The sequence below is a fragment of the Campylobacter sp. BCW_4319 genome (assembly GCF_001764435.1).
In the GTDB taxonomy this organism is placed as follows: domain Bacteria; phylum Campylobacterota; class Campylobacteria; order Campylobacterales; family Campylobacteraceae; genus Campylobacter_D; species Campylobacter_D jejuni.
On the sequence record NZ_MKAQ01000018.1, the window covers coordinates 60,696 to 74,371 of the forward strand.

Genomic DNA, 13,676 nt, shown 5'->3' on the forward strand with positions numbered 1-13,676 from the left:
ATTTTTACCAGCTCCACGCTTGTTATTTTTTATCTTTGTCTTTGTATGCTAGCACCTGGCATGGGAGAATGGGTTTACAAGGCTAATTTATTTTTATTTGGAGAATTTGGGTATTATTATCCATTTTCTTTGCTTATATTAAATTATCTCTACTATAAAAAAAAATATAAAATAGAAAATTTTAAGCGTAGGGAGCTTTTTGGTTTTTCTTTGGCCTTTTTTTCTACCTTGCTTTTATTTTCTGTCTTTTATAGAGAGTTTGGGTATATTTTAGAAATTGTATATGGATTTTTTTCTATAATCTTAGGGCGTACAGGGAGTGGAATTTTTGCTCTTTTACTTCTACTATTTTCTTTGGTTTTATTGTTTCCAAAATTTGCAAAAGAAATTTTAAAAATAGAATTAGATTTTACTTATTTATTAAAAGTAGAGCAAGCTTTTAAATCTTTACTTATGCGTGTATTTGGTGGAGAAAACGAGAAAGAAGATGTAGGTAAATCAGAACCTATAGCTCCAAAATTAAATATTTTGCAAGATAGTATTTATGGAAATTTACAAATAAACAAAAAAGGGGAAACCAATAACTTAGAACAGATAATTAAAGATAGCAATATCAATGCAAGTAAAAATTCAATTACCACGGCCAAGGAAAATTTTGAAAAACTAAAAAATCAAATTTTAGATGAAACCATAGAGATTGATAAACAAAGTTTAAAAGAATCAAGAAGTTTTGTTCATGAGCATTCTCAACAAGTGCGAAATTTCGCACAAAAGGCTAGTAAAATGAGCATTAGTCTTGATGAAGATTTTAATTTTATTTCAGAAGAAGAGGTAGATATGATTCCTGAACGTTTTTTAAAACCTAAAAAACTTGAAGATATAAAGCAAATAGATACAAATAAAAATTTAGATGAGCCAAGTTATAAACGTAAAAATATTGAAATTCCAGTTTCTAATCAAGAAGTTAAACCAAAAATTTTTACAAAAGAGCTTGAACTTAGAGAGAATTTGATAAAAAAAGAAAAACTAGAACAAGAATACAAAGCCTATCAAAATGAAATTTTAGAAAATAAAGTAAAACAAGAAATTAAAAAATTAGAAGAATATGATGCGATAAATTCAAGCGATATTATAGAAGGGAATAAATATAGTTTTAATAGCCCAAAAACAATTAAAGCAGAAACAGAAGAATCAGACAAAATAAATGAAAATAAAAATCTAGATAAAGCAGACAATATCTTTGAATTTGCTCCCATTGTAGAAGAGTTAAATCATCCTTATATAGAACCTACTCCTATAAAAAATATAAATGAAATAGTTATAGAAGAAAAAAATACACTCGATTTTATCCAAAATACAGAAACTAAAATCGATAATGAAAAAACAAATGATCAAGAAATTAAACTTCAAAAAGCAGTTTTAGCCAAAGAAATTGCTATTAACCAAGCTTTATTGCGTGAAATAGAGCAGGGCGAAGTAGAAAAACCAAAAGATTTCACCTTGCCGCCATTAGATTTTTTAGCTAATCCAAAAGAACACAAACAAGAAATCAATGAAAGTGAAATAGATAAAAAAATTTATAATCTTCTTGAAAAATTGCGTCGTTTTAAAATAGGCGGCGATGTTATAAGCACTTATGTTGGTCCTGTGGTAACTACTTTTGAATTTCGTCCTAGTGCAGATGTGAAAGTAAGTCGTATTTTAAATTTACAAGATGATTTAACTATGGCTTTAATGGCAAAATCAATCCGTATTCAAGCTCCAATACCAGGAAAAGATGTTGTAGGTATAGAAGTTCCAAATGATGAAATTCAAACCATTTATTTAAGAGAAATTTTACAAAGTGAAGTTTTTAAAAACGCTAAAAGTCCTTTAACCATAGCTTTAGGTAAAGATATAGTAGGCAATGCTTTTGTAACCGATCTTAAAAAACTTCCGCATTTACTCATCGCAGGAACGACAGGTAGTGGTAAAAGTGTGGGGATAAATTCTATGCTTTTAAGTCTTTTATATCGCAACTCTCCAAAAACCTTGCGTTTGATGATGATAGATCCTAAGATGCTTGAATTTAGCATTTATAATGACATTCCTCATCTTTTAACTCCTGTTATCACAGATCCAAAAAAAGCAGTCAATGCGCTTTCAAATATGGTAGCTGAAATGGAAAGACGCTATCGCTTAATGGCTGATGCAAAAACCAAAAATATAGAAAATTACAATGAAAAAATGAAAGAATTAGGCGGAGAAGAACTTCCTTTTATTGTAGTAATTATCGATGAACTTGCTGATTTGATGATGACTGCGGGTAAAGATGTAGAATTTTATATAGGAAGACTTGCGCAAATGGCAAGAGCAAGTGGAATCCACTTGATTGTAGCTACACAACGACCTTCTGTTGATGTTGTAACAGGACTAATTAAAGCGAATTTACCAAGTAGAATTTCTTATAAAGTAGGGCAAAAAATTGACTCTAAAGTTATTTTAGATGCTATGGGTGCTGAAAGTTTACTTGGAAGAGGGGATTGTTTATTTACTCCTCCTGGAACAAGCTCTATAGTGCGTTTGCATGCGCCTTTTGCAAGCGAATTTGAAATAGAAAAAATCGTGGATTTTCTAAAGGATCAACAAAGCGTAGAATATGATGAAAGCTTTTTAAAGGATCAGCAAAGCGTAGGTGTTACAACAAATGAAAGCTTTGATGGGGAAGTAGATGAGCTTTATGAAGAAGCTAAAAGAGTAATCTTAGAAGATGGAAAAACAAGCATTTCTTATTTACAACGCCGTTTAAAAATCGGCTATAACCGCTCTGCAAATATTATTGAACAACTTACGCAAAACGGGATTTTAAGCGAACCTGATGCCAAAGGACAAAGGGAAATCTTGTAAGATTTTTCTTGTGTTTTTGATATATAAAACTGATTACAAAAGAAGAAATTTAAAAGGCAAAAGCCCCGTAAAAAGGGCTTAAAAATTATTTATCTCTAAGATTTAATTCAGTAATTAACTTACTATAAGAATTATAATCTTTTCTTTTAAGATAAGATAAAAGTCTTTTTCTTTGACCTACAAGTTTTAGAAGTCCTAATCTTGATGAAAAGTCTTTTTTGTAGATTTTTAAATGTTCTGTAAGTTCTGCAATTCTTGCAGTTAAAAGAGCTACTTGAACTTCTGTTGAACCAGTATCACCTGGTTTTTTAGCGAATTTCGCAACTATTTCTGCTTTTTTGGCCGAATCCAAAGCCATGATAGACCTCCTGATTGGTAAAATAATAAAATTAAAGAACTGTAATTTTATCTTAAAAAGCAAAAAATAAACTGAATTTATCTTTTTTAGAAGGTTTTGTCAAAATTTAAGTCTTTTTCTAAGAATTATTTATTATAATTACAGCTATTTCTGTAGTTATAACAAGGAGAATCTGTGCTATTTACCAAAGCTAGCGAATACGCTTTACTTTCTTTAATTTATATTTCTCAAAAAGAAACACCTCAAGATGTAGATTCTTTAGCTTTAGAGCTTGATATTCCTAAAAGTTTTTTAGCTAAAATTTTACAAACTTTAGCTAAAGATGGCTTGTTAAAATCCTTTAAAGGGGCAAAAGGTGGTTTTGTTTTAATCAAAGAACCAAGTCAATATACTATAAAAGAAATTGTTAATAGTGCTGAAAAAAAGGATATCAGTGTATTTGAATGCAGTGGTGGCACTTGTCCAAATAATAAAGAAGAAAATTGCACCTTAATGCCTATGTTAGTAAATTTACAAAATAAAGTAGATGAATTTTTAGATTCTATTACTTTAGAAGATATTATGAAAAATAATGGCAAAAAATAAAATAGTCGATTTAGTTTTTCCTTTCTTGGGGCCTTTAATCGCTCCTGTTTTAAAAGCTAAAAGCTTGACTATTGTTGGTTTTTTAGTTTGTATTTTAGCTATTATTATAGTTCCTTTACCAAGTCCTATTTTGGACTTTTTCTTGGCTTTAAGTATAGCTTTATCGGTATTAATTATTTTAATTTCTATTTATATACCCAAACCGACAGATTTAACAACTTTTCCAACTTTAATCTTGATTATCACTTTATTTAGGCTTTCATTAAATATAGCTACCACAAGGATGATTTTAAGCGAAGGGCAAAACGGCCCTGAAGCTGTGAGTGAGATTATAGCAGCATTTGGAGAATTTGTTGTTGGTGGAAATATGGTCATTGGCGTGATTGTATTTTGTATTTTAGTATTGATTAATTTCATGGTTGTAACAAAAGGTAGTACAAGGGTTTCTGAAGTACAAGCAAGATTTACACTTGATGCGATGCCGGGTAAACAAATGGCTATTGATGCGGATTTAAATGCAGGACTTATTGATGAACAAACCGCTAGAGCAAGACGTCAAGAAGTTATTGCTGAGGCAAACTTCTATGGTGCAATGGATGGTTCTTCTAAATTTATCAAAGGAGATGCTGTTGCAGGAATTATCATAACTATTATAAATATCATAGGTGGTTTTTTAATAGGATCTTTTCAGCACGATATGGCTTTAAGCGATGCTGCTTCTACCTATACTATTTTAACCATAGGTGATGGACTTGTATCTCAAATTCCAGGGCTTATTACTTCTACTGCAACCGCTATAATTATCACTCGTGCAAGCAAAGATGAGGAAAATTTTGCAGAAGGAACTTTAACTCAACTTTTAAGCGAATATCGCACGCTTTTAATAGTAGGTTTTGTACTTTTTATCTTTGCGTTAGTGCCTGGTTTGCCAACTTTATCCTTGGGCTTTATGGCTTTAGTATTTTTAAGCCTTGGCTATCTTACCAAGCAGGTTAAGGAAGGTAAAATTGATATAACTACAGTTAAAAAAAGCAAACCAAGTGCCGCAGCTGCATCTCAAAGTGGAGCAGGTGGGACAACGGCAACGCCTGCTAAGAAAAGCGAAGAAGAAATTCTCAAAGAAGAAGAGCACAAGATTAACGATATACTCAAAGTTGAAATTTTAGAACTTGAACTTGGATACGGACTTATTAAGCTTGCTGAAAACGAACTTACAGAAAGAATTCGCTCAATGAGAAGAAGTATTGCTGAAAGTTTAGGATTTTTAATGCCAAAAATAAGAATAAGAGATAATTTAAGACTTAAACCAAATGAGTATAGTTTTAAACTCAAGGGCGTGTCTATAGCAAGTGCTGAAATTTATCCGGATAAATATTTAGCCATGGATAGTGGTTTTATCACAGAAGAGATAGAAGGGATTGCTACAAAAGAACCCGCTTTTAACTCTGATGCACTTTGGATTGATGCGAATTTAAAAGATGAAGCAACATTAAATGGCTATATAGTAATAGATCCTGCAAGTGTTATTTCAACACATATGAGCGAACTTATCAAAGCGCACGCAAGCGAACTTCTCACACGCCAAGAGGTACAAAATCTTCTTGATAAGGTTAAAAATGATTATCCAATCATCGTAGAAGGTGCTTTAGGTGTCGCACCTGTAAGTCTTATTCAAAAAATTCTCAAAGACTTGCTTAAGCATCACATACCAATTAAAGATATGCTTACTATTTTAGAATCTGTAAGTGATATAGCAGAAGTAAGCAAGAGTTTTGATATGATTATTGAACATGTAAGGGCGTCCTTAGCTAGGATGATTACAAATATGTATTTAGATGATAAAGGAAATTTGGATATTTTTATCTTAGACTCTGCTAGTTCTGCGGTTTTATTGGAAAATGTACAATTTAGAGATGGAAGTTATCACTTGCCTTTAAGTGTAGCTCAAACAGGTACTTTAGTAGATACTCTAAGGGCTGAAGTTGCCGCAGTAGCAAATGGTCGTATCAAGCCTTTTATACTTTGCGTTGAACCGCAGCTTAGAAAATTCATTGCTGATATTTGTTATAATTTTAGCATTAATATAGTAGTGTTAAGTTTTGCAGAAATTGCAGAAAATACAAATTTTAATACCGAGGGTATTATTAGGATAGAACTTTAAGGAATATAATGAAAATTTATCATCTTTCACATACAGATCTTGATGGCTATGCTTGTCAATTTATAGTAAATTTTTATTTTAAAAATGTGAAATTTTATAATTCTAATTATGGCAAAGAAATTAATGAAAATTTTAACTCTATTATAGGCGATATAGAAAAAGATGAAAATTTCGGAAAAGCTATTATTCTAATAACAGATTTAAATTTAAATTTAAATCAATGCGAAGAATTTGAAAAAATTTGCAAAGAGAAAAATACTAAAATTTTTCTTCTTGATCATCATCAAAGTGGCGAAGAATGTGCTCAAAAATATTCTTGGTATTTACTTGATTCTAAAAGATGTGCAACTAAAATCGTTTATGATTTTTTCTCTAAAATCTGTACTCCTGTTTTAGAACTTTCAAAATTTGTTGATGTGGTTAATGCTGTTGATATTTGGCTAAGCGAGGATGAAAATTTTGAACTTGGAAAGGTTTTTTTAGGCTTGATTGCCAATGCAAAAGAAATAAATCGTGTAATGTTTAAAGAATCTCAAATTGATTATATGTTTTTCTTGCTTGATAAGGCTTGGAAATTTATAGGAAAAGAAAATGCAAATATTTTACTCGATAATGCTACTCATTTTATAAAAAAGGATTATTTTGCCAGAAAAAATGATGATACTCTTTCTAATTTAATTTCTTATTTTGTAGTTGAAAAACTAAGTGAGCTAAAAGAAAATTTCAGCATAGAATATGAAGGCCATAAAGGCATCTTAACTTCAAATATAGGCAATACTTCTGTTATTGGAAATGATTTTTTAGTAAAAAATCCTGATTATGACTTTTTTATTGATGTTAGTTCTAGAAAAACCTTAAGTTTTCGTGCAAATGGAAAAATAGATGTAAGTTTAATGGCTAAAAATTTAGTAGGTGGTGGCGGACATAAAAATGCTAGTGGTGGACTTTTTGCGACATTTAAAGATGGAGCAAATTATAATTATATTAAGGCTCAAATTATTGATTTAATTAAAAGCAAAGAACTTAAAAAGGAAAACAATGAATCAAAACAATAATAAAACCTTAAAAAATGAATTAGAAGATTTACAATATGAGCTTAGCATAGTTTTAGAAGCTATGCTTTTATACGCTGGAGTTAAAAGAGAAAAATTAGAAAATGCAATAGAAGCTTATATTGATAATATAGATAATGTACTCGAAAATTCCAACAAAGAAGGTGTTGATGAAATTTTAGAAGTGGTGGAATTTCTAAAAAATAAATACAAAGATTTTTTTCAATGAAAAAGTGTATTTTAATTTTTTTTAGTTTATATTCTTTAAGTTTTGCTAATATTTATGAAAAATTAAATGATTTTGCTTATGAAAAAAAACCGAATAAAGATTTTAAGATTCAAGAAGTTAAATTAGTGCAATTTTCACAAGAGAATAAAGATTGCCTTGAACTTTTAATAGAAGCCAGTCAAGTTAGAATTTTAAATAGCTATAATTCTTGTCAAAAATTATCTAAAGATGAAAGTTTTCAAAAATTTCTTAATGAAGATTTTTTAAAACTTTATAAAAATAATGGATATTTGATTAATGAAAATTTACAAAATTTGAAAAATACCATGCAGGATATTATGATATATTATAAACTCCGATATTCTTTTAGTAAAGATGTAAAAGATATGAGTAAAAATAAGAATTTGGATATTTTAAATATAGATGAAAAAGATGGTGGCACTTTACTTTATAAAATCAACAATCAAGCTTGTGTTGGAATAGAACTTACAAGACATGACTCAAGAATGGCTATGAAAATATACGGGATAGAAAATTTGGATAAAGAGTGCAAACTATTTATCCAATCGCCTTCTTTTAAAGATCTTTCCTACACAAAAAAAGATTTTAAGTGGTATTATTTAGAATAAATAAATGCTTTAATTTTTAAATAAAAATTTTTAAAAATCGCGCTTAAAGCAAAAGTATCTTGCCTTCCAAGATTTTGAAAAACACAGTTGTCTAAGTCTTTTTTTTCTTGAATGCTTAAATTTTTCATTAACCTAACCTTTAAAAATATTGCAAGATTTTATTATAGCGAAAAAACTTTATTTTTGCTTTAAATATTTATAAGTTCTATTTTAAATATAAATGAATATTATTTTAAGGTTTAAAGCTTTTTTCTTAAAATGTAATTAGGTTTTATTGACTTTTTCTAAATAAAGTCTTATACTGAATTTAAATTACGCAAAATAAGGAGGAAAATTGATGAATAAATTTTCTATAGTTTTAACTTTGTTGTTATATGGAAGTTGTGCTTTAGCCTTAGATCCAAATTTGGAAAAAACCAAGAGTGCAACAGGTATTGACCTGCCTACTGCTAAATGGAATTTGCCTAAGGCATTAAATGAAGATGGCACTATAGATGAAACTAAGATGCCAAAAAATTCAGAATATAGCAAAATGGTTATTTTAGGAAATAAAATTCTTAATGAAACAAGCAAATATGTGGGTCCACAGGCCAAAGATCCTAAAAAAAGATTTGCGGGAAATAATCTTTCTTGTTCAAGCTGTCATGCTAATGGTGGAAGTGTGCAAAATCAATCGGGTTTTGTAGGAATTTGGGCAAGATTTCCACAATATAATGCCAGAGGAGATAAAGTAATTACCTTAGCAGATAGGATCAATGGCTGTTTTGAACGCTCTATGAATGGCAAAAGAATGCCTAGTGATGCGCCTGAAATGAAAGCCATGCTAACTTATATGCAATGGTTATCTCAAGGAGTTCCAGTGGGAGCTAAGATAGAAGGGTAGGGACTTAAGAAAATAGATTTCATCTCAAGAGCAGCTGATCCTAAAAAAGGCAAGGCAATTTATATGGATAAATGTGCCGTTTGTCATCAAGAAAATGGCTTAGGGCTTAAAAATGAGGATAGCGCAGGGGCGTATTATCTTTATCCACCACTTTGGGGTGATGATAGTTATAATACAGGAGCTGGAATGTATCGTCTTATCAAAGCTGCTTCTTATATTAAAGAAAATATGCCTCAAGGTGCGCCTGACTTAAGTCTTGAAGATGCTTATGATGTAGCAGCTTACATGAATTCACAAGCTCGTCCTATTAAAGCAAATAGAGATAAAGACTTTCCGGATAGAAAAGTTAAGCCTTTAGATATGGATGTAGGACCTTATGACGATAGCTTTTCTACAACCCAACATCGCTATGGACCTTATACAAATATGATCAAAAAATAATTTTAAGGCAATTTTTATTGCCTTAAAAATTTATTATTTCATATTACTTAATTTTTTAACTAGATCTTCTAAATCTTGCATTGAATTGATTGCGCTTGGGTTAATTTGATATTTTCCATTAACAACAAAAGCAGGGGTGCCATAGGTTTTAGCTATATCATTAGCTCTTTGAAACTCGCTTAAAATTTCTTTAGCTTTTTGGGTATTTAAAAAATTTAATACTTCATTTTTATTTACATTCATAGCCTTTAAACCTATGTCGTAAAATTCATCTAAATTTGAAAAATTTCTTTGCTTATTTAAAAAATAAGAAACAAAATAAACATCAGCAAGTTTATGAGATAAACTATCAGAATAACTCGCATCTTTACCATTTTGCTCATCTTTGTATTGAGCAAAGGCAAAAAGCTCATTCATTTCTTTGGAAAATTCCCCATTCATTAAACTTACAGGATAGAGTTTAAAATGTAAATTTGGAAAAGCTTCTCTCAGTTTTTCAAGAGTTCCAAATTTATGATGATTATAACAATGTATACATTTATAAGAAAATGCTTCTATTACACTATTTTCAGAGTTGGGTAAACTTGGATTAAGAGTAATAAAACTATTATTTGCTAATGCAAAACTTGAATAAAATACAAGAGCTAAAACAAATTTGCAAAAAAATTTACGCATATTATATCCTTGGTTAAATAAAATTTTCAAAGATAATTTTATTTAAAAAAAATAAATAAGCCCAAATTTATTTTTGGGCTTATTGTTATTTTTTAGGATTGAATGCTTGATCAACACTAAAAGGCATTGCTTGATAACCCGTGCCTGAACCGCTAAATTGAATTTGAACCGAAGGCTCCTTAGCACCCCAGTTAAATTCATCAATTTCAGGTTTTGGCTCTCCAAGACTTACACCTTTACTAAGATCAAAAGCCATTCCAGCTGTTGCGCTATAAACCATAATAGAATCTTTATCTGGTTCATATTGAGTTAAAGAAGTTACAGGAGAAAACCATTCATTTCCACGATTTTTACCATATTCCCAAATTTGTTCCACAGTTTTATTTTGCTGATCAATTTTATAAATTACAGCACGAGAATATTTTTGACTTGCAAACGCAGGTTGTTCAGCTCCTCTTGCATCACCATTATCAAAAACACTTATATAAATATAACGCTTGTTTGATTTACTATCAATTCTCCAGCCTGTATGTTGCGTCCAAGTGAAATCAAATCCACCATTGTCATTTTCATAACCTGGGCATTTGCTATAATCATCATCACAAACAATTTTTTTGCCATTTTTATCTACAGGTTGTAATAAATATTTTTGAAATTCTTTATTCCATCCTTTATGTGCCCCTAAAATCCATTTTATTTTTTTATCACGACCAATTTTAACAACAGCACTTTGATGGCGACTAGAAATAATAATACTATCATCACTTGGATCATAATCAACGCTATTTACATGAGCCCAATTCCTACCTATACCTGTACCCGCTATATCTCCAAATTTGTCGCTTTCATCCATTTTGGCAAGCTCTTCATCGCTTAAAGTTTTACCCGCTTTGCTTGCATCTATATTTAAACACACTGCACCTTGATCCAAAGCTTTGATAATGGTACTTCTATAAGGATCTAAAATCTCATACAATCTCCAATCATCAACAACATTACCATTCTCATCTACTTCTACAATAGTATCACGCACTGTGCGTACATGCTTACCATCTGGACGCAAAGTATTTGCTGAAGCTACTCTTAATAAATAATGCCCATTTTGCATATTGTCCATAGCATGAGAAAAATCTATATAGGCAGCAGGTAATTTGCGATTGAAAATTTCTCTTCCTAAGATATCGTATTTTACATATCTTTGACCAAATCCCCAAGTTAAAGCTCCATCTTTGTTTTGATGAAAGCCCATCATAATTCCACGATTGTAAATATTATCCCAGTTCATTAGTTTATCGTTATCAAAATACCATCTGATTTCACCCTTGGTATCTATGATAAAGACATTTGAATTTTCATCCCATTCCATAGCACCACCTACAGGATTATTCCATACAGATTGTGAGCCTTTGCCAGATTGTTTTCCAGGAGCATTATTTACTAAATATAGCCTATCTGAAAATTTTGGATCCATTTTTAATACTTTCACATTTTCAAAAGGAGTTCCTCTTTGATCAGTACTTCCACTTGGTTCTATGCTAACCCCTGGAGTTGTAATTTTATAAATCTCATCAATGACTTTTTGACTTTTACCATTTGCAGTTTTAGTATAACTTACCTTTACTGTATTTAAATAAGAAGGATAAAGTCCAAAAATAGGAATTCCACCATAAGTCTTAGCCATTTTAGAATTCACATTATAAGAAATAGTTTGACCATTTGGTTTAGGAACAATGGTTACTTTTATATCACTTAAGACATAACCATTATCCATAATAATAGCGGTCAAAGGAGACAATCCATAAGGATTCATTTTAATCGCACCTATTTGTCCTTGAATTTGCCAATCTATTTTCGCTCCACTAGGACCACCCATGGCCATTAAAACATTAGGTGCAAGTAGGGTAGAGCCCGCCAAAAGTGCCATACAAAGAGTTTTGCTAAGTCTCATGATCAATCCTTTAAAATTATTTAAGCCATCCTAAGATAGCTTAATAAAATTTTAATAATACACAACAAAAATAATTTGTTGCGTATTTTAAGAGTATCTTAAAACGACTTGATTTAAATGATTTAAACTAGCTATATTTTGATTTGGATTTTTTGGTTCGCCTATAAATTTAAGCACCAAAACCAAAATAACAATCGCCAATGCAAAAATTTTAGCATTAGGTTTATTTTTATCTAAAACATAAGCTATAAACATTGCAAAAAGCACAATAAAACAACATAAAAATGCTATAAGACAGCAAATTGCCATATTTATAAACTTTAAACTAGGAATCAAATACCAACCATTGCTATAAAGCCCATTTTCAAAATCAGGTGGAGTTCCTATAAAAAATTTTTGAAAAGCATTAAGATGATTATAAGCATTTTCTGGAACTACAGGGGTATCCATCCCGCATTCTCCTATTGGCAAAAACCAACTAGGAGCCCATTCATGCAAAGGTAAATTAAATGGATAAATAGGAATTTCACGACATCCATCTACACCTGCAAAAGGATTTTCAGAATGAACCACTTCATGAATATGATTTAAAGTTAGACAATGCTCCAAGCCAAGCCAAATTCCATAAAAAGCTAAGCTATAAGAAAAAATTTTTATAATATTATTTGTAGGGTTGATTAATGCAATCATACCACCTATAGCCATAACAAGCATATCAAATCTTATATACACACATTGTTCGCAAGGTTCCATAAAAAGATATTCTTGAAATAAAAAATGTGCTATACAAGTAAGCCCTATAGTAACTATAATCAAAATTAACCAAGGTTTGCGCGTATCTTGCCATTTAGAAAGTGAAAAATTTCTGCAATTATCTTTCATTTTTATACAACTCATTTTTGCTTGCTAAGTTCTTTAGTAATTTCAATCAAAGCCTCTGGAGATTTGATTGCACTTGGAACGATTTGATATTTTCCATTAACAACAAAAGCAGGGGTGCCATAATTTTGCGAAATAGGATTGGCAATTTCATAACTTTTTAAAAGCTCTGCAGCCTCTGGAGTTTTTAAGAAATTTTCAAAATCAGCTTTACTTACATTCATTGCTTTTAAACCGACACTATAAAAAGCTTCAGGATTTTTACCATTTTCCCATCTTTGTTTTTTCTTAAAATATGCATTAAAATAAGCTTCAGCAACTTTATGAGTTAAGCTATTTTTATCCGTAGGATCAGCTTTATTTACACCATCTTTAAATGCTGCAAAAGCAAAAATTTCATTAGCTTGCTTTCCATAATCTCCCATAGAACTTACAGGATAAAATTTATAAGTTAAATTAGGTAATTTTTCTTTAACTTTACCCATGGTATTAAATTTGTGATGATCATAACAATGAGTACAGCGATAAGAAAAAATTTCAATCAATGAATTATCAGCGTTAGCAATAGGATTTTTAAGAATTACATATTCTTTACCTTCACTTAATGCACTAGCACTTATACCTGCTAAAAAAGCACATACAACAATAGATCTTGCTAATTTTACTGGAAATTTCATTACCTTCTCCTTGAAATTTGGTTTTGATAAAACTTTTTATTAAGTTTTTATGTAATAATCATTATAAAACTATTAAAATAAAAATATTCTTAAAAATTTTATAACTAAGAATATTTACTTTAACTAAAAATCAAGAATAGGGGATTAAAAAATTTAATGCACAAGTTATCATTTTTATGTATATTTTGATAATAATATAAAATAATTTAATTTTTAAATATTCTTTATAGTTTTCAATAAAAGTAAAATATAATTTTAATTTACGAAATAAAA

Annotated in this window: 14 protein-coding genes; 8 read left to right on the forward strand and 6 right to left on the reverse strand. The window is 30.1% G+C overall.

The window, feature by feature from the left end; genetic code table 11:
• Positions 1–45 precede the first annotated feature (45 nt).
• A complete protein-coding gene (locus AJN56_RS07900) occupies positions 46–2,886 on the forward strand; it encodes a DNA translocase FtsK (RefSeq protein WP_011812744.1) in 2,841 nt (946 codons plus the stop codon).
• An 85-nt stretch (positions 2,887–2,971) separates the two neighbouring features.
• Here the strand turns inward: AJN56_RS07900 and rpsO are convergent, their stop codons facing one another.
• Positions 2,972–3,244, reverse strand: a complete 273-nt coding sequence (gene rpsO, locus AJN56_RS07905; RefSeq protein ID WP_002852579.1) for a 30S ribosomal protein S15 — start codon at positions 3,242–3,244, stop codon at positions 2,972–2,974.
• Between the two features lie 174 nt (positions 3,245–3,418).
• Between rpsO and AJN56_RS07910 the strand changes: the two genes are divergently transcribed.
• Genes AJN56_RS07910 through AJN56_RS07930 form a run of 5 tightly spaced genes read left to right on the forward strand, consistent with a single transcriptional unit; the run spans position 3,419 to position 7,900 of the window.
• Positions 3,419–3,829: an Rrf2 family transcriptional regulator gene (locus AJN56_RS07910; RefSeq protein ID WP_002852609.1), complete on the forward strand. Its 411-nt coding sequence runs from the start codon at positions 3,419–3,421 to the stop codon at positions 3,827–3,829.
• Positions 3,816–5,990, forward strand: a complete 2,175-nt coding sequence (flhA, locus tag AJN56_RS07915) for a flagellar biosynthesis protein FlhA (RefSeq protein WP_002882857.1) — start codon at positions 3,816–3,818, stop codon at positions 5,988–5,990. The genes AJN56_RS07910 and flhA overlap by 14 nt, the downstream gene beginning before the upstream one ends.
• Positions 5,991–5,998: 8 nt before the next feature.
• Entirely contained in the window at positions 5,999–7,045 is a 1,047-nt protein-coding gene (locus AJN56_RS07920) for a DHH family phosphoesterase (RefSeq protein ID WP_002859543.1), read from the forward strand.
• On the forward strand, positions 7,029–7,271 hold the full coding sequence (locus AJN56_RS07925) for a hypothetical protein (protein ID WP_002852415.1): 243 nt from the start codon (positions 7,029–7,031) through the stop codon (positions 7,269–7,271). The genes AJN56_RS07920 and AJN56_RS07925 overlap by 17 nt, the downstream gene beginning before the upstream one ends.
• Positions 7,268–7,900, forward strand: a complete 633-nt coding sequence (locus AJN56_RS07930) for a hypothetical protein (protein WP_002852437.1) — start codon at positions 7,268–7,270, stop codon at positions 7,898–7,900. Before AJN56_RS07925 ends, AJN56_RS07930 begins: the two co-directional genes overlap by 4 nt.
• Here the strand turns inward: AJN56_RS07930 and AJN56_RS08785 are convergent.
• A complete protein-coding gene (locus tag AJN56_RS08785) occupies positions 7,888–8,028 on the reverse strand; it encodes a hypothetical protein (protein WP_002856923.1) in 141 nt (46 codons plus the stop codon). The genes AJN56_RS07930 and AJN56_RS08785 overlap by 13 nt on opposite strands.
• A gap of 209 nt (positions 8,029–8,237) precedes the next feature.
• On the opposite strand from AJN56_RS08785, the gene AJN56_RS08935 reads away from it, so the two are divergent.
• Complete coding sequence (locus AJN56_RS08935) at positions 8,238–8,783, forward strand: c-type cytochrome (RefSeq protein WP_002869102.1); 546 nt, start codon at positions 8,238–8,240, stop codon at positions 8,781–8,783.
• Between the two features lie 21 nt (positions 8,784–8,804).
• Entirely contained in the window at positions 8,805–9,224 is a 420-nt protein-coding gene (locus AJN56_RS08940; RefSeq protein WP_257044003.1) for a c-type cytochrome, read from the forward strand.
• Between the two features lie 33 nt (positions 9,225–9,257).
• Here AJN56_RS08940 and AJN56_RS07955 read toward each other — a convergent pair whose 3' ends face one another.
• The 4 genes from AJN56_RS07955 to AJN56_RS07970 form a co-directional block, all read right to left on the reverse strand.
• Entirely contained in the window at positions 9,258–9,899 is a 642-nt protein-coding gene (locus tag AJN56_RS07955) for a thiol:disulfide interchange protein DsbA/DsbL (RefSeq protein WP_004297946.1), read from the reverse strand.
• Between the two features lie 85 nt (positions 9,900–9,984).
• Positions 9,985–11,847 (reverse strand): aryl-sulfate sulfotransferase, encoded by a 1,863-nt coding sequence (locus AJN56_RS07960; RefSeq protein ID WP_002869424.1) that lies wholly within the window; start codon positions 11,845–11,847, stop codon positions 9,985–9,987.
• Between the two features lie 87 nt (positions 11,848–11,934).
• On the reverse strand, positions 11,935–12,744 hold the full coding sequence (gene dsbI, locus AJN56_RS07965) for a protein-disulfide oxidoreductase DsbI (RefSeq protein WP_002869425.1): 810 nt from the start codon (positions 12,742–12,744) through the stop codon (positions 11,935–11,937).
• Positions 12,741–13,403, reverse strand: a complete 663-nt coding sequence (locus AJN56_RS07970; protein ID WP_002857195.1) for a thiol:disulfide interchange protein DsbA/DsbL — start codon at positions 13,401–13,403, stop codon at positions 12,741–12,743. Before AJN56_RS07970 ends, dsbI begins: the two co-directional genes overlap by 4 nt.
• Positions 13,404–13,676: the final 273 nt, after the last annotated feature.

Excerpts from the sequence above, each read along its gene's own strand:
- AJN56_RS07930 (WP_002852437.1), top strand. The coding sequence starts at position 7,268 with ATGAAAAAGTGTATTTTAATTTTTTTTAGTTTATATTCTTTAAGTTTT.
- AJN56_RS07900 (WP_011812744.1), top strand. The coding sequence starts at position 46 with ATGCTAGCACCTGGCATGGGAGAATGGGTTTACAAGGCTAATTTATTT.
- AJN56_RS07955 (WP_004297946.1), bottom strand. The coding sequence starts at position 9,899 with ATGCGTAAATTTTTTTGCAAATTTGTTTTAGCTCTTGTATTTTATTCA.
- AJN56_RS07920 (WP_002859543.1), top strand. The coding sequence starts at position 5,999 with ATGAAAATTTATCATCTTTCACATACAGATCTTGATGGCTATGCTTGT.
- AJN56_RS07970 (WP_002857195.1), bottom strand. The coding sequence starts at position 13,403 with ATGAAATTTCCAGTAAAATTAGCAAGATCTATTGTTGTATGTGCTTTT.
- flhA (WP_002882857.1), top strand. The coding sequence starts at position 3,816 with ATGGCAAAAAATAAAATAGTCGATTTAGTTTTTCCTTTCTTGGGGCCT.
- AJN56_RS07925 (WP_002852415.1), top strand. The coding sequence starts at position 7,029 with ATGAATCAAAACAATAATAAAACCTTAAAAAATGAATTAGAAGATTTA.
- AJN56_RS07960 (WP_002869424.1), bottom strand. The coding sequence starts at position 11,847 with ATGAGACTTAGCAAAACTCTTTGTATGGCACTTTTGGCGGGCTCTACC.
- AJN56_RS08785 (WP_002856923.1), bottom strand. The coding sequence starts at position 8,028 with ATGAAAAATTTAAGCATTCAAGAAAAAAAAGACTTAGACAACTGTGTT.
- dsbI (WP_002869425.1), bottom strand. The coding sequence starts at position 12,744 with ATGAGTTGTATAAAAATGAAAGATAATTGCAGAAATTTTTCACTTTCT.
- AJN56_RS08935 (WP_002869102.1), top strand. The coding sequence starts at position 8,238 with ATGAATAAATTTTCTATAGTTTTAACTTTGTTGTTATATGGAAGTTGT.
- rpsO (WP_002852579.1), bottom strand. The coding sequence starts at position 3,244 with ATGGCTTTGGATTCGGCCAAAAAAGCAGAAATAGTTGCGAAATTCGCT.